This is a genomic window from Pantoea pleuroti (genome assembly GCF_014156615.1).
Lineage (GTDB): Bacteria > Pseudomonadota > Gammaproteobacteria > Enterobacterales > Enterobacteriaceae > Pantoea > Pantoea agglomerans.
This window is the reverse complement of sequence record NZ_SBFD01000002.1, coordinates 673,726-694,519: the sequence shown is the minus strand read 5'-3', so window position 1 is coordinate 694,519 and position 20,794 is coordinate 673,726. Positions and strand designations below refer to the sequence as shown.

Here is a 20,794-nt window from a genome sequence, read left to right as displayed (position 1 = left end):
GGTTATCTGCATCGGACTGTTTCTCCGATGGAGGCTTTGTGAAATTTGAACTTGATACCACAGACGGGCGCGCACGCCGTGGCCGTCTGATTTTTGATCGCGGTGTGGTGGAAACCCCTGCATTTATGCCCGTTGGCACCTATGGCACCGTTAAAGGCATGACGCCGGAAGAAGTGCAGGAGACCGGCGCGCAGATCATTCTGGGCAATACCTTCCATCTCTGGCTGCGTCCGGGTCAGGAGATCATGAAACTGCATGGCGATCTGCATGACTTTATGCAGTGGAAAGGGCCGATCCTGACCGACTCCGGCGGCTTCCAGGTCTTCAGCCTGGGTGACATCCGTAAAATCACCGAAGCGGGCGTGCATTTCCGTAACCCGATCAACGGCGACCCGATCTTCCTCGATCCGGAAAAATCGATGGAGATTCAGTACGACCTCGGTTCCGACATCGTAATGATTTTCGATGAATGTACGCCCTATCCGGCGGACTGGGACTACGCCAAACGCTCGATGGAGATGTCGCTGCGCTGGGCGCAACGCAGTCGTGACCGTTTTGACAGCCTGGGCAATAAAAATGCGCTATTTGGCATTATTCAGGGCTCGGTTTACGAAGATTTACGAGATGTCTCGGTGAAAGGTCTGGTAGAGATTGGCTTTGATGGGTACGCTGTGGGCGGCCTGGCGGTGGGTGAGCCTAAGCAGGACATGCACCGTATTCTTGAGCACGTCTGTCCGCAGCTTCCGCAGGATAAACCGCGTTATCTGATGGGTGTCGGCAAGCCAGAAGATCTGGTTGAGGGCGTCCGTCGCGGCGTCGATATGTTTGACTGCGTGATGCCGACCCGTAATGCCCGAAATGGTCATCTGTTTGTGACTGAGGGTGTGGTGAAAATCCGCAACGCCAGATACAAAGATGACACTGCGCCACTGGATGCGGAGTGTGATTGTTACACCTGTCGCAATTATAGCCGCGCCTACTTGTATCATCTCGACCGTTGTAACGAAATACTGGGCGCGCGTCTGAACACTATCCACAATTTGCGCTATTACCAGCGCCTGATGGCAGGTTTACGCCAGGCCATCGAAGAGGGTAAATTAGAGCGCTTTGTAAACGAGTTCTACCAACGGACGGGCAAAGAAGTTCCGCCTTTAACGTCTGATAATTCATCAATGAGGGAAATTTAATGAGCTTTTTCATTTCTGACGCCGTGGCCGCAGCAGGCGCACCGTCTCAGGGAAGTCCGTATTCTCTGGTGATCATGCTGGTGGTGTTTGGTCTGATTTTCTATTTCATGATCCTGCGTCCGCAGCAGAAACGTGCGAAAGAGCACAAGAAGCTGATGGATTCTATCTCTAAGGGTGATGAAGTGCTGACCAGCGGTGGCCTTGTAGGCCGCGTAACAAAAGTCTCTGACACGGGCTACGTAGCTATCGCGCTGAATGACACCAATGAAGTCGTCATTAAACGTGATTTCGTCGCCGCCGTGCTGCCTAAAGGCACTATCAAGGCGCTGTAATTCTTTCTTCCCTAAGGGAACTGCCGTGTTAAATCGTTATCCTTTGTGGAAGTACGTGATGCTGGTCGTCGTGATTCTCGTCGGCCTGCTCTATGCGCTTCCCAACCTGTATGGTGAGGATCCGGCCGTTCAAATCACTGGTGCGCGCGGAAGCGCCGCCAGTGAGCAGACGTTGGATCAAATTCAGTCCGCATTAAAACAAGACAATATCCAGAGCAAATCTGTTGCGCTGGAAAATGGTGCGATTACCGCGCGCTTCAATAATACGGATGTGCAGTTACGCGCCCGTGAAGCGATCATGAAGGCGCTGGGTGAAAACTACGTTGTTGCGCTAAACCTCGCGCCAGCCACGCCTCGCTGGCTGTCGATGCTGTCAGCAGAACCGATGAAACTCGGTCTCGATCTGCGTGGTGGTGTGCACTTCCTGATGGAAGTGGACATGGACACCGCACTCGGCAAACTGCAGGAGCAGAATGCTGACTCGCTGCGTAGCGACCTGCGCACCAAAAGTATCCCTTACACCACCGTCAACAAAATCGCGAACTACGGCGTGGAAATTCGTTTCCGTGACGCAGCCAGCCGCGATGCGGCGATCTCCTGGCTGACCTCGCGTCATCAGGATCTGGTGATCAACAGCAGCGGCAGCGATGCCCTGCGTGCCACCATGAGCGATGCTCGTCTCAGCGAAGCGCGTGAATATGCGGTTCAGCAGAACATTACTATTCTGCGTAACCGTGTGAACCAGCTGGGCGTGGCCGAACCGCTGGTACAGCGTCAGGGTTCCGATCGCATCGTAGTTGAGTTGCCGGGTATTCAGGATACGGCACGCGCTAAAGAGATTCTGGGTGCAACGGCGACGCTGGAATTCCGTCTGGTAAACACCAGCGTGGATCCAACCGCAGCGGCCAGTGGTCGTGTACCGGGTGACTCTGAAGTTAAAGACATGCGTGATGGCCAGCCGGTGGTGCTCTACAAGCGGGTGATCCTGACCGGTGACCATATCACCGACTCGACTTCCAGCATGGATGAGTACAACCAGCCACAGGTGAACATTTCACTGGATGGCGCAGGCGGTAACATCATGTCGAACTTCACCAAGGACAACATCGGCAAGCCGATGGCGACCCTGTTTGTGGAGTACAAAGACAGCGGTAAAAAAGATGCCAATGGTCGTTCAATTCTGGTGAAACAGGAAGAGGTGATTAACGTCGCTAATATCCAGTCTCGTCTGGGGAACAGCTTCCGCATCACCGGTATCAACAACCCGAACGAAGCGCGTCAGCTCTCGCTGCTGCTACGTGCCGGTGCGTTGATTGCGCCTATCCAGATTGTGGAAGAGCGTACTATCGGGCCGACCATGGGTCAGCAGAATATTACTCAGGGTCTGGAAGCCTGCCTGTGGGGTCTGCTTGCGTCGATCCTGTTTATGGTGGTGTTTTACAAGAAGTTTGGTCTGATAGCGACCAGCGCGCTGCTGGTTAACCTGGTGCTGATTGTCGGCATTATGTCGCTGTTGCCGGGTGCGACCCTGACCATGCCGGGTATTGCCGGTATCGTGTTAACGCTGGCGGTGGCGGTGGATGCCAACGTGCTGATTAACGAACGTATTAAAGAAGAGCTGCGTAACGGGCGCTCGGTTCAGCAGGCAATTCATGAGGGCTATAAAGGCGCCTTCTCCAGTATTGTCGATGCGAACGTGACCACCCTGATCAAAGTTATCATTCTTTATGCAGTCGGCACCGGTTCGATCAAAGGCTTTGCTATTACCACCGCAATTGGTATCGCAACCTCAATGTTCACCGCGATTGTCGGTACCCGTGCCATTGTTAACCTGGTTTACGGTGGCAAACGCATCAACAAGCTGTCTATCTGAGGAGTGCGTTGTGGCACAGGAATATAACATTGAGCAGTTGAACCACGGGCGTAAAGTCGTCGACTTTATGCGCTGGGATAAGCTGGCCTTCATCATTTCGGGACTGCTGATTCTCGCCGCGATTGCTATCGTGGGTGTGCGTGGTTTTAACTGGGGCCTCGATTTCACCGGTGGTACGGTGATTGAGATCGCGCTGGAAAAACCGGCCGATCTTGAAGTCCTGCGTGGCGATCTGGTGAAAGCGGGCTTTGACGAGCCGCTGGTGCAGAACTTTGGCAGCAGCCGTGACGTCATGGTGCGTATGGCACCGGTTACCGGCCCGGCGGGCACCGAGTTAGGCAATAAAGTGGTGTCGGTGATTAACCAGACCACCCAGCAGAATGCTACCGTTAAGCGTATTGAGTTCGTGGGGCCGAGTGTGGGCAGCGACCTGGCGCAGGCGGGTGCGATGGCGCTGTTGTCCGCGCTGATTGCGATTCTGATCTACATCGGTTTTCGCTTTGAGTGGCGTCTGGCGCTGGGTACCGTGCTGGCGCTGGCGCATGACGTGATCATCACCTGCGGCCTGCTGGCGCTGTTCCGCATTGAAATCGACCTGACGATTGTTGCCTCACTGATGTCGGTGATTGGCTACTCGCTTAACGATAAAATCGTGGTATCGGACCGTATTCGTGAAAACTTCCGCAAGATCCGTCGCGGCAGCTCTTACGATATTACTAACGTGTCACTGACCCAGACGTTAAGCCGTACGCTGATTACCTCGCTGACCACGCTGGCGATGATCCTCATCCTCTTCGTGTTTGGTGGTGCGCTGCTGAAAGGCTTCTCACTGACCATGCTGATTGGTGTGACGATTGGTACGATTTCATCGATTTATGTCTCTTCGGCGCTGGCGCTGAAGCTGGGCATGAAGCGTGAACATATGCTGGTGCAGAAAGTCGAGAAAGAGGGCGCCGATCAGCCTTCTATCCTGCCTTAATCGCCGCAGAGAAATAAAAACGGGCAGCCATGTGGCTGCCCGTTTTTATTGCACCTGTGATCAGGGTGCAGCAGGGGAGGTCTGGGCAGGTGCGTCGCCGGTGACGTTATGCACGCGGACATAACCTGATTGATCCGGTGCAAGACCGCTGAGTCGCAGCGGTATGCTCACCGAATGCTGGGGCAACAGCGAGGCAGGCACCGCTATCGTCTGACTCAGACTGCCGTTACTCAGTGGTTTACCGGTTGCCGGATCGAGTTCGCCCCAGTTCACCGTAGCGTGCAGGGCGGGCAAGGGGCGATCGTCCATTGACCGTACCGTCAGGGTTGTCCGCGAGCCGCTGGCTTCAGCGGTGACAGGTGAGAGCGTCAGTCGCAGCGTGCCGAGCTGGGTTTGCAGCGCCACCGGCGTGTTCGCCTGCGGGATCAGCCAGGCGCCTTGCTGCGAATGGCTGTTTAGCTGCCCCTGAATCTCCAGCGCGCTCGCCTGCGTGGTCAGGTGCTGCATCTGCTGAGTAAGCTGACTCACTTCCTGATGCAACTCTCTGACCTGCGGGTTGCTGGCGCTACTGCTGCAACCGCTCAGCGTCACCAGAGAGAGCGCCATCGGAACCCAAACCATCCTGCTCATAAGTTATCCTTGTCCGTTATTTTGGAATACGTAAAACCTGGCCAGGATAGATCTTATCAGGATGAGAGAGCATTGGCTTATTCGCTTCGAAAATCTTGTTGTATTCGTTGGCATTTCCATAAACCTGTTTGGAAATTGCGCTCAGCGTGTCGCCTTTTTTCACGGTGTAAAGTTCTGACTCGGCCGCGCTGTCTGTCACGGTCACCTTATCTTCCACTTTGGTGATGCCTGCAACGTTACCGGCTGCGATCAGAATCTTCTCTTTCAGCTCCTGGGAAAGGCCATCGCCCGTCACGGTCACGGTATCGCCATTGACCTTCACATCCACTTTGTCGCTGTCGGGTAAACCGAGCTTGTTGATGTGATCCTGCAGCTTTTTATTCTGGTCATCGCCGCCATTTACGGCATCCCATAATTTTTCACCGGCTTCTTTCACAAAATTAAACAGACCCATACAACCTCCAGTGTGTTAGTGGAACTACGCCGTCTTTCGGCTCTATAAGCGTAGACCCTTTTGCCGTCGCTGATATTTAACATCATTTATGCTGTGCGTGGTGGCACAGGAAAGGCACGGAAGAGATTTTGTTGATTCGCAGTTCGCGCTACACTGTCTGGCCCATCTCTCTCGCGTCAGGAAACGTCATGCATTGCCCATTCTGCTCCGCTGTGGACACCAAAGTGATTGATTCTCGTCTGGTTAGTGAAGGCTCTTCGGTGCGCCGCCGCCGCCAGTGTCTGATGTGTCATGAGCGTTTTACCACCTTCGAGGTGGCGGAACTGGTGATGCCACGCGTGGTGAAAAGCAATGACGTGCGCGAACCCTTTAATGAAGACAAAATGGCCAGCGGGATGATGAAAGCGCTTGAGAAGCGCCCGGTCAGTGCCGATGCGGTTGAAAGCGCCGTAAACCATATTAAAACCCAGCTGCGTGCCACCGGTGAACGTGAGATCCCCAGTAAGCTGATTGGCAATCTGGTGATGGATGAGCTGAAGAAGCTCGATAAAGTCGCCTACATCCGCTTTGCCTCGGTTTACCGCAGCTTTGAAGACATTCGTGATTTTGGCGAAGAGATCGCCCGGTTACAGGATTAAACCATGGATGAACTTTACATGGCGCGTGCGCTGGAACTGGCGCGACGCGGCCGCTTTACGACGATGCCGAACCCCAATGTGGGCTGCGTGATTGTGCGCGATGGCGAGGTGGTCGGTGAGGGCTGGCATCAGCGCGCCGGTGAGCCGCATGCTGAAGTCCACGCGCTGCGCATGGCGGGCGAGAAAGCGCGTGGCGCAACCGCCTATGTCACGCTGGAGCCCTGCAGCCATCATGGCCGTACGCCACCCTGCTGTGATGCGCTGATCGCCGCTGGCGTTACCCGTGTCGTGGCCGCCATGCAGGATCCGAATCCGCAGGTGGCGGGTCGCGGACTGCACCGTCTGCATCAGGCGGGCATTGAAGTCAGCCACGGTCTGATGATGCCGGAAGCGGAGGCGCTGAATCGCGGTTTCCTCAAACGCATGCGCACTGGCTTCCCCTGGATCCAGCTCAAGCTGGGTGCGTCACTGGATGGCAGAACGGCAATGGCCAGCGGCGAAAGTCAGTGGATAACCTCGCCGGCAGCCCGTCGTGATGTGCAGCGCCTGCGTGCGCAGAGCGCCGCCATTCTCAGCAGCAGCGCCACGGTGCTGGCGGACGATCCTTCCCTGACGGTACGCTGGTCTGAACTCAATGCGGAGAGCCAGGCACTGCTTGATGAACAGCAACTGCGTCAGCCGGTGCGGGTGATTATCGACAGCCAGAATCGCGTGACGCCGCAGCATCGGCTCATTGAGCAGCCAGGCGAAACCTGGCTGATGCGTCATCAGCCCGATCAGCAGAGCTGGCCCGCTGACGTAACGCAAATCGCAGTTCCGCTGCGCGAACAGCAGCTGGACCTGGTGGCGATGATGATGCTGCTGGGACAGCGACAGATTAACAGCGTCTGGGTTGAAGCGGGCGCCACGCTGGCCGGTGCCCTGTTGCAGGCCGGACTGGTCGATGAACTGATTGTTTATCTGGCGCCTAAGCTATTAGGTCATGAAGGACGCGGGCTGTGTCAGCTGCCGGGGCTGAGCCAGCTGGCTGACGCACCTGCCTTTCGTTTCAGTGATGTCCGCCAGGTCGGTGACGATTTACGCCTGACCCTGACACCACAATAACACGGTCGGAAAAGCGAGAGCACGCCGCCCAAGAGTATGATAGAATCCGCCCCCCTGCGCGGGGCCAACCAAACCCCTGAAAGGATAAGTATGAAAGTTATCGAAGCTGCTGTTGCAACGCCTGAGGCCAATGTTGCCATCGTTATCGCGCGTTTTAACAACTTCATTAATGACAGCCTGCTGGATGGCGCAGTTGATGCCCTGAAACGTATCGGCCAGGTCAAAGATGACAATATCACCGTAGTCTGGGTGCCTGGTGCATACGAACTGCCTCTGGCAGCACGTGCGCTGGCCAACACCGGCAAATATGATGCGATTATCGCACTCGGTACGGTTATTCGGGGTGGCACTGCGCACTTCGAATATGTGGCGGGTGAAGCCAGCTCCGGTATCGCCAGCGTTGCCATGAACAGCGAGATTCCTGTCGCGTTTGGCGTGCTGACCACTGAAAGCATCGAGCAGGCCATTGAGCGTGCCGGCACCAAAGCGGGTAACAAAGGTGCTGAAGCGGCTCTGACTGCGCTCGAAATGATCAACGTATTGAAAGCCATTAAAGCCTGATTTTTGTAAGGGGAATTTTGTGAAACCTGCTGCTCGTCGTCGCGCCCGTGAGTGCGCTGTTCAGGCGCTTTACTCCTGGCAGTTGTCGAATAACGACATTGCCGATGTGGAATACCAGTTTCTGGCGGAACAGGACGTCAAAGACGTCGACATTACCTACTTCCGCGAACTGCTGTCCGGTGTGGCGACCAACAGTGCGTATCTGGATGGACTGATGAAGCCCTATCTGTCGCGTCAGCTCGAAGAGCTGGGCCAGGTGGAAAAAGCTATCCTGCGCATCTCGCTGTATGAGCTGAGCAAACGTAATGATGTGCCTTATAAAGTGGCCATCAACGAAGGGATTGAGCTGGCGAAAGTCTTCGGTGCCGAAGACAGTCATAAATTTGTTAACGGCGTGCTCGATAAAGCCGGTCCACAAATTCGACCCAATCGCAAATAAACAAAAAGGCCGGCTTGCCGGCCTTTTTTCATGAAGGGTTAAGCGGAACGCAATTATGTCTTGTGGTGAATTTGAACTCATCGCACGCTACTTCAACCGCAGAACACGCAGCCGCCGTGATGTCGAACTCGGCATCGGTGACGATTGTGCGTTACTTAGCGTGCCGGAAAAACAGACGCTGGCGATCAGCACCGATACCCTGGTCGCGGGTGTGCACTTCTTACGGGATATCCATCCTGCCGATCTGGGTTACAAAGCCCTGGCTGTGAATCTCAGCGACCTTGCTGCCATGGGCGCCGATCCCGCATGGCTGACGCTGGCCTTAACGCTGCCGCAGGTCGATGAGAGCTGGCTCTCTGCCTTCAGCGAAAGCCTGTTTGAACTGCTGGAATATTACGACATGCAGCTGGTGGGCGGCGATACCACCCGTGGCCCGCTGAGCCTGACGCTGGCGATTCACGGTCTGGTGCCGCAGGGCCGCGCCCTGAAACGTTCAGGCGCGAAGCCGGGTGACTGGATTTACGTGACCGGTACGCTGGGTGACAGCGCGGCGGGCCTGGCGCTGCTGCAGCATCACTGCCGCATCAGCGATCCGGCGGTGCATGAAGCGCTGATTAAACGTCATCTGCGTCCTATGCCGCGCATTCTGCAGGGCCAGGCGCTGCGTTCGCTGGCCTCCTCAGCGGTGGATCTTTCCGACGGCCTGATTTCCGATCTCGGCCACGTGCTGAAAGCCAGCGGCTGTGGCGCACGGCTTAATCTGGATGCGTTGCCCCTTTCGGCTGCGCTGCGCGATCATTTCGACCCTGAGCAGGTCCTGCGCTGGGCGCTGAGTGGCGGAGAAGATTACGAACTCTGCTTCACGGTGCCCGAGGTCAATCGCGGTGCGCTGGATGTGGCGCTGGGTCACCTGGGCGTGCCCTATACCTGCATCGGACAGATGGCACCGGAGTCGGAAGGCTTAACGCTGCTGGATAATGGCAAGCCCGCCACATTCCGTCATAAAGGGTTTGATCACTTTGATGCTAAATAACGACGTGGCGAAGAGTCGCCTGCGGATGAGCAATCCCTGGCATCTGCTGGCGACCGGTTTCGGCAGCGGATTAAGCCCGGTCGTGCCTGGCACCATGGGATCGCTGGCGGCGATTCCGTTCTGGTGGCTGATGACCTATCTGCCGCAGGATCTCTATTCGCTGGTGGTGCTGGTCGGTATCTGCGTTGGCGTCTATCTCTGCCATCGCACTGCCAAAGATATGGGCGTACACGATCACGGCAGCATTGTCTGGGATGAGTTTATCGGCATGTGGATTACGCTGATGGCGATTCCGGTTAACAGCTGGCAGTGGGTTCTGGGTGGCTTTGTGCTGTTCCGTATTCTTGATATGTGGAAGCCGTGGCCGATTCGCTGGTTTGATCGCAATGTGCATGGCGGCATGGGCATTATGGTGGATGACATTATTGCTGGCGTGATTTCCGCTGCCATGCTGTATGGCTTTGGGGTCTGGCTGGCGGGTTAACTGCCGGGGCTCCTCATACAGCGACAGAAGGAGACGCCCGGGCAGGGCGTCTCCTTTCTCTGATTTTATTCGAATCCTACCGGCTGATGCGGCTGATAGACCTCTTCCAGCAGCGCAACTTCCTCGTCACTCAGCGTGACATCCACTGCCTTCACCAGATCCTCAAACTGCTCAGCACGCGACGCACCAATAATCGGTGCTGTGACGGCAGGCTTGCTCAGCAGCCAGGCCAGAGCCACCTGTGCCCGCGTTACACCTTTATCTTCCGCCACCTGCGCCAGCCGCTCTGCAATCACCGCATCATTCTCTTCAGTATTATCATAGAGCGACGCCATGACTTTGTCAGAGGCGGAACGCGCGGTATTTTCACCCCACGGGCGGGTCAGCTTACCGCGTGCCAGCGGACTCCACGGCAGCACGGCAATCTGCTCTTTCAGGCAGAGCGGATGCATTTCACGCTCCTCTTCGCGCTGAATCAGGTTGTACTGATCCTGCATGCTGACAAAGCGATGCCAGCCCTGTTCCGACTGCATCTGCAACGCCTGGGCAAACTGACTGGCGTGCATCGACGAGGCACCGATATAACGTGCTTTGCCAGACTGCACGACTTCATGCAGCGTTTCCAGCGTCTCTTCCAGCGGCGTCTCATAATCCCAGCGGTGAATCTGCAGCAGGTCGACATACTCCATGCCGAGGCGCTGCAGGCTGTCATCAATGGATTGCAGAATATTCTTGCGCGACAATCCCTGTGACAGATTGGTCAGCGGGAAATAGACTTTGGTGGCAACCACGATCTCTTCACGGCGGGCAAAGTCTTTCAGCGCCCGGCCCAGGATCTCTTCGCTGCTGCCATCTGAATAGCTGTTGGCGGTATCGAAAAAGTTGATCCCCGCGTTCAGCGCCTGCTGGATCAGCGGACGGCTGCTCGCTTCCGGCAGCGTCCAGGCATGGTTGCCGCGCGTCGGCTCGCCATAAGTCATGCAGCCAAGACAGAGACGCGACACCTGCAGATCGGTGGTACCCAGTTGAATCGTTTTCATGGTGGAGGCTCCTGCGAAAGTGCAAAGGTCTTAGCATAGCAGGATGTTGCGCTCCCCGAGGGGGGAGCGCAGCGAGGAGAGGTTACTGCGCCAGCCAGCGGGCGATCTGCTGCTGAATGCCCTCCGCATCCAGCAGATAGTCATGACGCACTTCATCCTGCGTACCCTGCGGGATGAACTCATCAGGCAGACCGATGTTCAGCACCGGAACAGCCAGACGTTTCGCCATAACAAATTCATTAACGCCACTGCCGGCACCGCCTTTGATGGCACCTTCTTCCAGCGTAATCAGCGAGTCGTGCGTGGCGGCGAGCTCAGCGATCAGCGCCTCATCCAGCGGCTTCACAAAGCGCATATCGACCAGGGTCGCATTCAGCGCTTCCGCCGTGGCGGCCGCTTCCGGCAACAGGGTGCCGAAATTCAGAATCGCCAGCTTTTCACCCTGACGTTTCACCACGGCTTTACCCAGCGGCAGGCTCTGCAGCGGTGCCAGTGGCGTACCCACACCGGTACCGCGCGGATAGCGCACTGCACTTGGACCATCCTGATAGTGATAGCCGGTGTAGAGCATCTGCCGACACTCATTTTCATCGCTGGGGGTCATGATCACCATATCCGGCACGCAGCGCAGATAGGCGAGATCAAACGCGCCCTGGTGAGTCTGACCATCCGCGCCAACAATACCACCGCGATCGATAGCAAACAGGACCGGCAGTTTCTGGATGGCGACGTCATGGATCAGCTGATCGTAGGCGCGCTGCAGGAAGGTGGAGTAGATAGCAACAATCGGTTTATAGCCGCCAATCGCCATACCGGCAGCGAAGGTCACGGCGTGCTGCTCGGCGATTGCCACATCAAAATATTGTTTCGGGAATTCGCGTGAGAAGGCCACCATGCCGGAGCCTTCGCGCATTGCTGGCGTAATCGCCATCAGTTTCGGATCGTCGGCGGCCATTTCGCACAGCCAGTTACCGAAGATTTTAGAGTAGCTTGGCAGACCTTCCGCGCTTTTTGGCAGTTCGCCAATCGCAGGATCGAATTTAGGCACGGCGTGCCAGGCAATCGGATCTTCCTCTGCAGGGGCGTAGCCTTTGCCTTTCTTCGTCATGATATGCAGGAACTGCGGCCCTTTCAGGCTGCGCATGTTGCTCAGCGTATTGACCAGCGTCAGCACATCGTGACCATCTACCGGGCCGATATAATTAAAGCCCAGCTCTTCGAAGAGCGTGCCCGGCACGACCATGCCTTTGAGATGCTCTTCGGTGCGTCTTACCAGCTCTTTAATCGGTGGCAGGCTGGTCAGCACTCGCTTGCTGCCTTCGCGCAGTCGCGCATAGGTTTTACCCGACAGGATTTGCGCCAGACGGTTATTCAGCGCACCGACGTTTTCGGAGATCGACATCTCGTTGTCGTTGAGGATCACCAGCATGTCCGGTTTAATATCACCGGCATGGTTCATCGCCTCAAACGCCATGCCAGCGGTAATTGCGCCATCGCCAATAATACAGGCGGTGCGACGACCCTGACCTTCACGTTCTGCCGCCGCGGCCATGCCGAGACCGGCACTGATGGAGGTTGACGAGTGACCGACGCTCAATACGTCATATTCACTTTCGCCGCGCCATGGAAACGGGTGTACGCCATTTTTCTGACGAATCGTACCGATGCGATCGCGGCGACCGGTCAGAATTTTATGCGGATAAGCCTGATGACCCACATCCCATACCAGATGGTCAAAGGGGGTGTTATAGACATAATGCAGCGCGACCGTCAGTTCGACCACGCCCAGACCCGACGCAAAATGGCCGCTGGAGCGGCTTACACTGTCTAACAGATACTGACGCAGTTCATCACAGAGCGCAGGCAGCTTCTCTTTCGGCAGGGCGCGCAGCTCCTGAACCGTGTTTGCCAGCGCCAGTGTCGGGTATTTAGCAATATCAAAACTCATCAGAGACTCATTATGGAAGTTATTTGTCGCGTTCAATTATGAAGCTCGCCAGCGCCTGCAGTGCTGTAGTGTTATAAGAGTGCGCAGCGAGCAATTCTAACGTATCAAGTGCTTCCTGATACAAATCCCGCGCTTTAGCTTGGGCATTTTCAAGGCCTAACAGTGAAGGATAGGTGCTTTTTCCCAGATGCTGATCGGCACCCTGGCGTTTTCCGATCACCGCTGTGTCACCGATCACATCCAGAATGTCGTCCTGCACCTGAAACGCGAGACCAATGGCCTCTGCATAACGGTCGAGCAGCGGCAGGGCTTCACGGCCAGCATCGCCCGCCGTTAAGGCGCCTAACCGCACCGCTGAACGGATCAGCGCGCCGGTTTTATGACGATGGATCTGCTCCAGCTGGTCGAGATCCACAGATTGACCTTCCGCCGCTAAATCAAGCGCCTGTCCGCCACACATGCCGGCCACGCCGCTGGCTTTCGCCAGTTCAGAGAGCATCATCAGACGATATTCAGCGCTGACACCGGGCATCGCTTCGTCGGCCAGAATTGAAAAGGCCAGCGTCTGCAGGGCGTCGCCCGCCAGAATCGCGGTATCTTCGCCATATTTAATGTGACAGGTTGGCTGCCCGCGACGCAGTGCATCATCGTCCATTGCGGGGAGATCGTCATGAATCAGAGAGTACGCATGAATGCATTCAACCGCGGCGGCGGGGGCATCCAGACTCGCCGGGTCGGCGTGGAGCATTTCGCCGGTAGCGTAGACCAGAAAAGGACGCAGGCGTTTACCGCCTAATAATGCCCCATAATGCATGGCATTCACCAGAGGAGAACTCTGAAAAGGAAGTGGCTCTATAAAACGCGTCAGCGCGCCATTAACCTGCTGCTGATACGCGTCGAGTAATCGGGCGAAATCCATTAGCTGTTTTCCGGCGTGAAAGCAGTGAGGTCGGCATCTTTATCATCGTTCAGCAGAATACGGACCCGCTGTTCAGCCTGCTGAAGCGTCTGCTGGCCAGTCCGCGCCAGCTGCACGCCGCGCTCAAATTCGTTCAGGGCTTCTTCCAGCGGCAGTTCACCACTTTCCAGACGGCTGATAATCTGCTCCAGCTGCTGCAATGACGTTTCAAAGCTGGCTGGCTGTTCGGCTTTTTTCGGCATATTTCGTGTCGACTCACGGTTGGGACATTATCTCGCAATCGGTCATGGTAGCTGAGACCCTATGATTAGCAAAATAATCAATGCGGCGGCTGATGAAGAAGCAGTCACCTGACAAAGGTGATATACTCCCGCGCCTCGGATGCGGTTGCGCCTTGCAGCCCGCAATTTTGTGATTTTACCAGCTAAGTGCTGCCTGTTTTAGCACTTATTTGCCCAACGAAGCTGTGTCGCCGCCATGAAGTTTATCATCAAGTTATTTCCTGAAATCACCATCAAGAGTCCGTCGGTGCGTTTGCGCTTTATCAAGATTCTTGCCAGCAATATCCGCAACGTCCTGAAAACCGTTAGCGATGAAATCGCCGTTGTGCGTCACTGGGATCACATTGAAGTGCGTTCGAAAAATCCGGCGCTGCGCGACATTATTCCCGATGAGCTGACGCGCATTCCGGGAATTCATCACGTTTTAGCGGTTGAAGATCGTGAGTACACCGATATTCATCACATCTTTGAACAGACTTTAGCGCAGTATCGCGACAGCCTTGAAGGGAAGAGCTTCTGCGTGCGTGTTAAACGTCGTGGTAAGCATAGCTTCAGTTCACAGGATGTGGAGCGCTATGTTGGCGGTGGTCTGAATCAGCATATTGAAAGCGCCCGCGTGCAGCTTAAAAACCCTGACGTTACAGTGAATCTTGAAGTTGAAGAGAATCGTCTGACGCTGGTGACTGCGCGCTACGAAGGTCTGGGCGGTTTCCCGATCGGCACGCAGGAAGATGTGCTGTCGCTGATTTCCGGTGGCTTTGACTCCGGCGTCTCCAGCTATATGCTGCTGCGTCGCGGCAGCCGTGTACATTACTGCTTCTTTAATCTTGGCGGTGCTGCTCATGAGATTGGCGTCCGTCAGGTTGCGCACTATCTGTGGAATCGTTTTGGTCGTTCACACCGCGTGCGGTTCGTGGCGATCAATTTTGAGCCGGTAGTGGGTGAGATCCTCGAAAAAGTGGATGACGGTCAGATGGGCGTAGTGCTGAAGCGCATGATGGTGCGTGCCGCCTCGACGATTGCTGAGCGCTACGGCGTGCAGGCGCTGGTTACCGGTGAAGCGGTGGGTCAGGTGTCGAGCCAGACGCTGACCAACCTGCGCCTGATTGATAACGCCTCTGATACGCTGATTCTGCGTCCGCTGATCTCTCATGACAAAGAGCACATCATCAGGATTGCCCGTGAGATTGGCACCGAAGATTTCGCCAGCACCATGCCGGAATATTGCGGTGTCATCTCAAAAAGCCCGACCGTGAAAGCGGTGAAAGAGAAGATCGAGGCTGAAGAGCAGAATTTCGACTTCACGATTCTGGATCGGGTCATTGAAGAGGCGACCAACGTCGATATCCGTACCATCGCTGAGCAGACAGAAGAAGAGGTGGTTGAAGTTGAGACCGTCGCCCTGCTGAGCGAGAACGACGTGGTGCTGGATATCCGCTCTATTGATGAGCAGGAAGAGAAGCCTCTGGCACTGAAAGCCACGGAAGTGAAATCGCTGCCGTTCTACAAACTCAGTACGCAGTTTGGCGATCTCGATCAGAACCGGACCTGGTTGCTCTACTGCGATCGTGGTGTGATGAGCCGTCTGCAGGCACTCTATCTGCATGAGCAGGGCTTTAAAAACGTGAAAGTCTACCGCCCGTAGTGACGCCTCAGAGCCAGTCAGCGCCTGTTCAGGTCTGACTGGCTGCATTGCTTAACACAGATCGTTTTAACTCAGCGTGTTTACGCCTGATAGTCATAAATGCCGGGAGCCAGCACCAGCTGTGCGGCAACCTCGCGCGCCATCTCTTTTCCTGCCAGCAGATCGATCAGCTTCAGCGCAAAATCCATTGCCGTGCCAGGCCCCTGGCTGGTCAGCAGATTGACGCGTGGATCCCAGACCACACGCCGCTCCATCCACTTGTCTGACGGAATGGTCTCTTTTAAGCCGGGAAAGCCGGTCATATTGCCGACCGGGAAGAGATCGTGGGGGATGAGTACCGTGCCTGCCGCGGCGCAGATAGCGGCGACGATCCTTTCATTGAGGTGAAACTGGCGTACCGTTTCGACTAACAGCGGACTGTCACGGAAGGTTTCGGCGCCTTTCAGGCCGCCGGGCAGGACGATGGCGGCGAAATCATTGTCGGCGACTTCGACCAGCGTTACGTCAGCCAGCAGACGAACTCCGCGTGAGCAGACGATCTCCCGGTTGCCGTCGCTTTCGACGCTGGCGGTGACAACGTTCAGCCCGGCCCGTACCAGCAGGTCGATGGTGGTGACAGCTTCGGTTTCTTCACTGCCATGTGCCAGGCAAACCAGCACTGATGCGTTCGCGGTCATAATGGGACTCCTTGCGTTTTACAATGTCATACAGACGGGTATTCTCCGTCAGCACCAGGCCGTGCGTCCGGGCGCGGCGCAGCAGAAAGCCGCTGATATAGTCGATTTCGGTGAGGCGCTGGGCGCGTATGTCCTGCAGCATCGAAGAGGTGTTGGCTGCGGTGCTTTCAATCACGTCGAAGATGATGTCCTGCAGGCTTTCGCTGGCAACGTTCTGACCTTCGCGCTCCATGACCCAGCTGATCTCTTCGCACAGTTGTGCGATCTGCTCCGGATAAGCACGCAGGGCACCGTTCTGGCACTCATACTCCACGCTAAGCGGATTGATGATGCAGTTCACTGCCAGCTTGCGCCAGCAGGCCGCCCGGATGTTGTCATGCCAGGCGACATCAGGCAGGGCATGATGCAGGATATCGGCGAGATCGCTGTAAGCGGCGCTTTTGCGGTTACCGGGGCCGATGTGGGTGATGCCACTGGCTATGTGTTTGATAACGGTGCCGTCGCGCATCGCCGCATGGGTTGTTACCCCACGCAGCAGCGGCTGAGTCAGCCCTTTCAGCTCTTCCAGCGTCCCCATGCCGTTGTGCAGCAGGAGCACCGGGCAGTTTTCTGGCAGCACGCTTTCCAGGTTTTTCACCGCGGGCGAGACCTGCGGGGCTTTGAGCGTAACCAGCAGCAGCTGGCTTTCTGCCAGAAACAGCGGATCGTTGGCGATAAACGTGCGGTTCGAAATGTTACCCTGTGGATCAATCACATTGGCTGAACAGTAGGGCTGCGGCACCCGCAACCATCCCTGCACCTCATGTCCCTGGCGGGCAAGGGTTGTCATCCAGATCTGACCCAGAGCACCGCAACCTAACACGGTAATTTTCATGCTGCCTCCCGCTGGCGGGCTATCCATCTATTATTTACTGTCACACTTTCATTATAGCGTTGTGTGCAGCCTGATTTTATTTAGCACCTTAAGACGCGTATTATGCATGTCACTTTAGCGTCAGGAGAAGAAGAGATGCCATCTTTCGATATCGTTTCAGAAGTCGATCTGCAGGAAATTCGCAATGCGGTGGAAAATGCCAACCGTGAAGTGTCTACCCGCTTCGATTTCCGCAACGTGAGCGCCGAGTTTGAGCTCAACGAAAAGAATGAAACCATCAAAATTACCAGCGAGTCCGATTTTCAGGTTAAGCAGCTGGTTGATATTTTGCGTGAGAAGTTACTGAAGCGCGGGATTGAAGGCGGTGCTTTAGAGGTGCCGGAAGAGATTGAGCACAGCGGCAAAAGCTGGGCGGTCGATGCCAAACTGAAAAAAGGCATTGAAAGCGACGTGGCGAAGAAGCTGGTGAAGCTGATCAAAGACAGCAAGCTGAAAGTGCAGACCCAGATTCAGGGTGAAGCATTGCGTGTAACCGGCAAAGCGCGTGATGATTTGCAGGGTGCGATGGCAATCGTGCGCGGCAGCAATCTGGGGCAGCCATTCCAGTTTAAAAACTTCCGCGATTAAGCGGGGGCCGGCTGAATTTCAGCATGAATGCAGTGATAAAAACCCGGCTAAGGCCGGGTTTTTTGTTATCTGGCAGGAGCAGCCCTGCTTCGATTCAAATTTGTGAGCCGTCTGAATTAAGGCGTGGTTTGGGACTTCTGTGGGAACGTGCACTGGCTTGCATCTCTTTGAACAAGTCAAACGTCTGGAGCGGGTTGTGAGCTGTAGGGCGTCTGTAAGATCGCGGCCTGGCTCAGGGAGTCTGTGCCTTTCGCAAAGACGCAAAAGCGCCATCCATGGCGGCTCAGCGCGGGCGATTGCGCACCTCATCCCTGAGGTGCGCCCGTAGCCGGGCCAACGCGTTGCGTTGTTCAAAAACGCTCCCGGCGTTTTTGTCCCTGTCCCGCGATGCTTTGCTACAGGCACAGGCTCCCATCGCTTTGAATTTCTGAGTTGTCTGTAAGAAGACTTGTGCCGGGTTTAAGATTAAGCACAAAATCAAATTCGGGGGGAACTTAGCAGCAACTCAAAAGCTCAGGGGCTCAGGGAACACGGTCAGAGGAGGAAAGCGTCCCGCGCCAGGGACGGCGCGGGCCGAGCGTGCCATGGATGGCGGCTTTTGCGACTTTCCGATCTGACCGTGTTCCCTGAGCCAGCTCGATCCTGAAGCGAAACGAGCTGACGTTATCACTAAAATTTTTTAAGCTAACAACTACCCAGCAGAGCTTCCAGCTCAGGGCGGCTGGTAACCTTGCTATCAATTTTGATGTAGGCGCTTTTCTCTTCGGGCACGATAAACACGGAGTTAACGCCCGGCTGCGCTTTCAGGCGCTGCTCCAGATTCGGCACGGCCAGTGCGGCATCACTCAGCACGATGCGCAGGCTGCTGACATAAGGCGGTTCCTGCATTGTCATGCTGACAAACAGCCAGGCTGCGGCCACCATCGCGCCAACCAGGAAAACGGTCTGCGCATCGAAATGACCAAATACCCAGCCACCCATGCTGCCGCCAACGGCCACGCCCAGGAACTGGCTGGTGGAGTAGATCCCCATCGCCGTGCCTTTGTAGCCTGCGGGCGACTCTTTACTGATCAGCGAAGGCAGAATAGCTTCCATCAGGTTGAAGGCGAAGAAGAAGAGCTGAACACCCACTACCAGCGTCCAGAAATGTCCTTCCGCGCCCCACAATACGATCTCGGCAATGACAATCATCCCGACGCAGCCGACAAAGACACGCTTCATGCGGCGCTTCACTTCGGCATAAATGATGAAGGGTACTACGCCAGCAAAAGCGATCAGCATGGTGGAGAGATAGACTTTCCAGTGTTCGGGAGCCGGGAAGCCTGCCTGTTCAAACTGCCCCGGCAACGCGACAAAGCTCGACATCAGCAGGACGTGCAGGCAGAAAATACCGATATTGAGCTTCACCAGACGTGGGTTAGCCAGCACTTTGCGGAAGCTGCCTTTAACCATCCCTGATTCACGGTTCAGGACATGATGGGAGGCCGATGGCACCACCAGCAGGGTGATCACGATACCCAGCGACGCCAGAATCGCAATCATCCAGAACAGCGCATGCAGGCCCAGAGCGTGAGTAACAATCGGGCCGACCACCATGGCGATCGCGAAGGTAACGCCAAAACTGATGCCGATAAACGCCATCGCTTTGGTGCGGTTCTGCTCACGGGTTAAATCGGATAACAGCGCCATCACGGCAGCGGCAATCGCGCCTGAGCCCTGAAGGGCACGGCCCAGAATAATGCCCCAGATGGAGTCGGTGCAGGCAGCAATAATACTGCCCAGGACAAAAAGCAACAGTCCGCCAACGATCAGCGGCTTACGCCCGATGCGATCAGAGAGCAGACCAAAAGGAATCTGAAATATCGCCTGGGCAAGGCCATAAATGCCGATTGCCAGGCCAATTAAGGTTTCACTCGCGCCCTGTAATGCCATGCCATAAGTGGTCAGTACCGGCAGGACCATAAACATTCCCAGCATGCGCAGGGAAAAGACCGTACCGAGGCCCCATGTGGCGCGCAGCTCCACCGGAGTCATTTTATTATCGTTCATTCCAACCTCTGTTAATGTGCTGCATTCATTCTAGGGGGCGGGGCAGGGCGGGTAAAACAATAGTTTTTAAGCAGTGGTAACAAAAAGAAAGGGCGCGAAAATCGCGCCCTTTTCATGCTGTATCGGTGCCGGTTACCAGACGTAAGTCAGCAGGTCCTTCGAGGCCGGAGCCATCGAATCCACCGACATCATCACGCTCAGTGCGGTGATGGTCACGATAGAGAAGACAAACAGTTTACGTGCCCAGACACGGTCATCAGCGGTTTTATAACCCGATAACGCCATGCCCAGCCACCAGACGCTGACCGCAGCAGCCACCACCAGATATTTGTAGCCCGCGTAGCCTCCCAGCGTCAGCATCAGCGTGGCAATCATAAACGCCAGGATATAGAGCGTAATATGATTTTTAGCCACGGAAATGCCTTTCACCACCGGCAGAACCGGGATGTTCGCTGCCTGGTAATCTTTAAAGCGGAAGATGGCAATCGCGTACGAATGCGGCATCTGCCACAGGCTAAAGATCGCCAGCAGGATTAATGCGCCAGCATCAAACTGGTTAGAGACCGCGCAGTAGCCGATAACCGGCGGCGCAGCACCCGACAGACTGCCAATCAGCGTACCGTAAACGGAATTACGCTTCATATAGAGACTGTAGATGCCCACATACACCACGAAGCCCATCACCGCCAGCCACATGGCCAGCGGATTAGCACCGAAGTAGAGCAACGCAAAGCCAGCAATACCCAGCACAGTGGCATAAACCAGGCTTACTTTCGCGGAGATGAGGCCTTTTACCAGCACCCGATTCCTGGTTCTCTCCATCTTGATGTCAATGTCGCGGTCGATCACGTTGTTAAACACACAACCCGATGCAACCACCAGTGACACGCCCACCAGGGTGATGAGAAACAGGGCGTAATCCGTGTTGCCTTTGGAAGCCAACAGAAATCCGCCGATCACAGAAATTAAATTCCCGAAAATAATTCCTGGTTTTGTAACTTGCAGGTATTGCTTAAACAT

General features: G+C 55.6%; 22 protein-coding genes. 12 read left to right on the top strand and 10 right to left on the bottom strand.

Features of this window, described 5'->3' with window-relative positions:
• Positions 1–38: 38 nt before the first annotated feature.
• Genes tgt through secF form a run of 4 tightly spaced genes read left to right on the top strand, consistent with a single transcriptional unit; the run spans position 39 to position 4,371 of the window.
• A complete protein-coding gene (tgt, locus tag EPG66_RS07320; protein ID WP_010255351.1) occupies positions 39–1,187 on the top strand; it encodes a tRNA guanosine(34) transglycosylase Tgt in 1,149 nt (382 codons plus the stop codon).
• A complete protein-coding gene (gene yajC, locus EPG66_RS07315; protein WP_010255353.1) occupies positions 1,187–1,519 on the top strand; it encodes a preprotein translocase subunit YajC in 333 nt (110 codons plus the stop codon). Before tgt ends, yajC begins: the two co-directional genes overlap by 1 nt.
• A 25-nt stretch (positions 1,520–1,544) precedes the next feature.
• Positions 1,545–3,392: a protein translocase subunit SecD gene (gene secD, locus EPG66_RS07310; protein ID WP_010671195.1), complete on the top strand. Its 1,848-nt coding sequence runs from the start codon at positions 1,545–1,547 to the stop codon at positions 3,390–3,392.
• Positions 3,393–3,402: 10 nt separating this feature from the next.
• Complete coding sequence (gene secF / locus EPG66_RS07305; protein WP_010255357.1) at positions 3,403–4,371, top strand: protein translocase subunit SecF; 969 nt, start codon at positions 3,403–3,405, stop codon at positions 4,369–4,371.
• A 60-nt stretch (positions 4,372–4,431) separates the two neighbouring features.
• Here secF and EPG66_RS07300 read toward each other — a convergent pair whose 3' ends face one another.
• Positions 4,432–5,001 carry a SadB/YajI family lipoprotein gene (locus tag EPG66_RS07300; RefSeq protein WP_182686345.1) on the bottom strand — a complete coding sequence of 190 codons (570 nt, stop codon included), beginning with the start codon at positions 4,999–5,001 and terminating at the stop codon, positions 4,432–4,434.
• A 16-nt stretch (positions 5,002–5,017) separates the two neighbouring features.
• On the bottom strand, positions 5,018–5,455 hold the full coding sequence (gene lysM, locus EPG66_RS07295; protein ID WP_010671197.1) for a peptidoglycan-binding protein LysM: 438 nt from the start codon (positions 5,453–5,455) through the stop codon (positions 5,018–5,020).
• 188 nt (positions 5,456–5,643) lie between these two features.
• Between lysM and nrdR the strand changes: the two genes are divergently transcribed.
• The 6 genes from nrdR (at position 5,644) to pgpA (ending at position 9,714) form a co-directional block, all read left to right on the top strand.
• Positions 5,644–6,093 carry a transcriptional regulator NrdR gene (gene nrdR / locus EPG66_RS07290; RefSeq protein ID WP_009091750.1) on the top strand — a complete coding sequence of 150 codons (450 nt, stop codon included), beginning with the start codon at positions 5,644–5,646 and terminating at the stop codon, positions 6,091–6,093.
• A 3-nt stretch (positions 6,094–6,096) separates the two neighbouring features.
• Positions 6,097–7,197 carry a bifunctional diaminohydroxyphosphoribosylaminopyrimidine deaminase/5-amino-6-(5-phosphoribosylamino)uracil reductase RibD gene (gene ribD / locus EPG66_RS07285; RefSeq protein WP_031592195.1) on the top strand — a complete coding sequence of 367 codons (1,101 nt, stop codon included), beginning with the start codon at positions 6,097–6,099 and terminating at the stop codon, positions 7,195–7,197.
• 90 nt (positions 7,198–7,287) lie between these two features.
• Positions 7,288–7,758: a 6,7-dimethyl-8-ribityllumazine synthase gene (gene ribH / locus EPG66_RS07280; RefSeq protein WP_010255369.1), complete on the top strand. Its 471-nt coding sequence runs from the start codon at positions 7,288–7,290 to the stop codon at positions 7,756–7,758.
• Positions 7,759–7,777: 19 nt separating this feature from the next.
• On the top strand, positions 7,778–8,197 hold the full coding sequence (gene nusB, locus EPG66_RS07275) for a transcription antitermination factor NusB (protein ID WP_010255372.1): 420 nt from the start codon (positions 7,778–7,780) through the stop codon (positions 8,195–8,197).
• 55 nt (positions 8,198–8,252) lie between these two features.
• Positions 8,253–9,230: a thiamine-phosphate kinase gene (gene thiL / locus EPG66_RS07270; protein ID WP_010255374.1), complete on the top strand. Its 978-nt coding sequence runs from the start codon at positions 8,253–8,255 to the stop codon at positions 9,228–9,230.
• Entirely contained in the window at positions 9,220–9,714 is a 495-nt protein-coding gene (gene pgpA, locus EPG66_RS07265; protein ID WP_031293112.1) for a phosphatidylglycerophosphatase A, read from the top strand. Before thiL ends, pgpA begins: the two co-directional genes overlap by 11 nt.
• 65 nt (positions 9,715–9,779) lie before the next feature.
• On the opposite strand, the gene EPG66_RS07260 is transcribed toward pgpA, so the two are convergent.
• From EPG66_RS07260 to xseB, 4 genes are all read right to left on the bottom strand, one after another.
• Entirely contained in the window at positions 9,780–10,754 is a 975-nt protein-coding gene (locus tag EPG66_RS07260; RefSeq protein ID WP_083070685.1) for an aldo/keto reductase, read from the bottom strand.
• An 82-nt stretch (positions 10,755–10,836) separates the two neighbouring features.
• Positions 10,837–12,702: a 1-deoxy-D-xylulose-5-phosphate synthase gene (dxs, locus tag EPG66_RS07255; RefSeq protein WP_010671199.1), complete on the bottom strand. Its 1,866-nt coding sequence runs from the start codon at positions 12,700–12,702 to the stop codon at positions 10,837–10,839.
• 19 nt (positions 12,703–12,721) lie between these two features.
• Positions 12,722–13,621 (bottom strand): (2E,6E)-farnesyl diphosphate synthase, encoded by a 900-nt coding sequence (gene ispA, locus EPG66_RS07250; RefSeq protein WP_031592192.1) that lies wholly within the window; start codon positions 13,619–13,621, stop codon positions 12,722–12,724.
• Positions 13,621–13,863 (bottom strand): exodeoxyribonuclease VII small subunit, encoded by a 243-nt coding sequence (gene xseB, locus EPG66_RS07245; protein ID WP_182686343.1) that lies wholly within the window; start codon positions 13,861–13,863, stop codon positions 13,621–13,623. Before xseB ends, ispA begins: the two co-directional genes overlap by 1 nt.
• A 235-nt stretch (positions 13,864–14,098) precedes the next feature.
• On the opposite strand from xseB, the gene thiI reads away from it, so the two are divergent.
• A complete protein-coding gene (thiI, locus tag EPG66_RS07240) occupies positions 14,099–15,547 on the top strand; it encodes a tRNA uracil 4-sulfurtransferase ThiI (protein WP_143990496.1) in 1,449 nt (482 codons plus the stop codon).
• An 80-nt stretch (positions 15,548–15,627) separates the two neighbouring features.
• On the opposite strand, the gene yajL is transcribed toward thiI, so the two are convergent.
• Positions 15,628–16,224, bottom strand: a complete 597-nt coding sequence (gene yajL, locus EPG66_RS07235) for a protein deglycase YajL (RefSeq protein WP_031592188.1) — start codon at positions 16,222–16,224, stop codon at positions 15,628–15,630.
• Entirely contained in the window at positions 16,178–17,098 is a 921-nt protein-coding gene (gene panE, locus EPG66_RS07230) for a 2-dehydropantoate 2-reductase (protein ID WP_033756769.1), read from the bottom strand. The genes yajL and panE overlap by 47 nt, the downstream gene beginning before the upstream one ends.
• A gap of 135 nt (positions 17,099–17,233) precedes the next feature.
• Here panE and EPG66_RS07225 point away from each other — a divergent pair, with 135 nt between their 5' ends.
• A complete protein-coding gene (locus EPG66_RS07225) occupies positions 17,234–17,725 on the top strand; it encodes a YajQ family cyclic di-GMP-binding protein (RefSeq protein ID WP_003852530.1) in 492 nt (163 codons plus the stop codon).
• A gap of 684 nt (positions 17,726–18,409) precedes the next feature.
• Here the strand turns inward: EPG66_RS07225 and EPG66_RS07220 are convergent.
• Together EPG66_RS07220 and cyoE are read right to left on the bottom strand one after the other, a co-directional pair.
• Complete coding sequence (locus tag EPG66_RS07220) at positions 18,410–19,774, bottom strand: MFS transporter (RefSeq protein WP_010255391.1); 1,365 nt, start codon at positions 19,772–19,774, stop codon at positions 18,410–18,412.
• 132 nt (positions 19,775–19,906) lie between these two features.
• Positions 19,907–20,794 (bottom strand): heme o synthase, encoded by an 888-nt coding sequence (gene cyoE, locus EPG66_RS07215; RefSeq protein ID WP_010255394.1) that lies wholly within the window; start codon positions 20,792–20,794, stop codon positions 19,907–19,909.

Excerpts from the sequence above, each read along its gene's own strand:
- pgpA (WP_031293112.1), top strand. The coding sequence starts at position 9,220 with ATGCTAAATAACGACGTGGCGAAGAGTCGCCTGCGGATGAGCAATCCC.
- EPG66_RS07260 (WP_083070685.1), bottom strand. The coding sequence starts at position 10,754 with ATGAAAACGATTCAACTGGGTACCACCGATCTGCAGGTGTCGCGTCTC.
- nrdR (WP_009091750.1), top strand. The coding sequence starts at position 5,644 with ATGCATTGCCCATTCTGCTCCGCTGTGGACACCAAAGTGATTGATTCT.
- yajC (WP_010255353.1), top strand. The coding sequence starts at position 1,187 with ATGAGCTTTTTCATTTCTGACGCCGTGGCCGCAGCAGGCGCACCGTCT.
- dxs (WP_010671199.1), bottom strand. The coding sequence starts at position 12,702 with ATGAGTTTTGATATTGCTAAATACCCGACACTGGCGCTGGCAAACACG.
- panE (WP_033756769.1), bottom strand. The coding sequence starts at position 17,098 with ATGAAAATTACCGTGTTAGGTTGCGGTGCTCTGGGTCAGATCTGGATG.
- EPG66_RS07300 (WP_182686345.1), bottom strand. The coding sequence starts at position 5,001 with ATGAGCAGGATGGTTTGGGTTCCGATGGCGCTCTCTCTGGTGACGCTG.
- EPG66_RS07225 (WP_003852530.1), top strand. The coding sequence starts at position 17,234 with ATGCCATCTTTCGATATCGTTTCAGAAGTCGATCTGCAGGAAATTCGC.
- yajL (WP_031592188.1), bottom strand. The coding sequence starts at position 16,224 with ATGACCGCGAACGCATCAGTGCTGGTTTGCCTGGCACATGGCAGTGAA.
- thiL (WP_010255374.1), top strand. The coding sequence starts at position 8,253 with ATGTCTTGTGGTGAATTTGAACTCATCGCACGCTACTTCAACCGCAGA.
- EPG66_RS07220 (WP_010255391.1), bottom strand. The coding sequence starts at position 19,774 with ATGAACGATAATAAAATGACTCCGGTGGAGCTGCGCGCCACATGGGGC.
- ispA (WP_031592192.1), bottom strand. The coding sequence starts at position 13,621 with ATGGATTTCGCCCGATTACTCGACGCGTATCAGCAGCAGGTTAATGGC.
- lysM (WP_010671197.1), bottom strand. The coding sequence starts at position 5,455 with ATGGGTCTGTTTAATTTTGTGAAAGAAGCCGGTGAAAAATTATGGGAT.
- cyoE (WP_010255394.1), bottom strand. The coding sequence starts at position 20,794 with ATGTTTAAGCAATACCTGCAAGTTACAAAACCAGGAATTATTTTCGGG.
- ribH (WP_010255369.1), top strand. The coding sequence starts at position 7,288 with ATGAAAGTTATCGAAGCTGCTGTTGCAACGCCTGAGGCCAATGTTGCC.
- xseB (WP_182686343.1), bottom strand. The coding sequence starts at position 13,863 with ATGCCGAAAAAAGCCGAACAGCCAGCCAGCTTTGAAACGTCATTGCAG.
- ribD (WP_031592195.1), top strand. The coding sequence starts at position 6,097 with ATGGATGAACTTTACATGGCGCGTGCGCTGGAACTGGCGCGACGCGGC.
- thiI (WP_143990496.1), top strand. The coding sequence starts at position 14,099 with ATGAAGTTTATCATCAAGTTATTTCCTGAAATCACCATCAAGAGTCCG.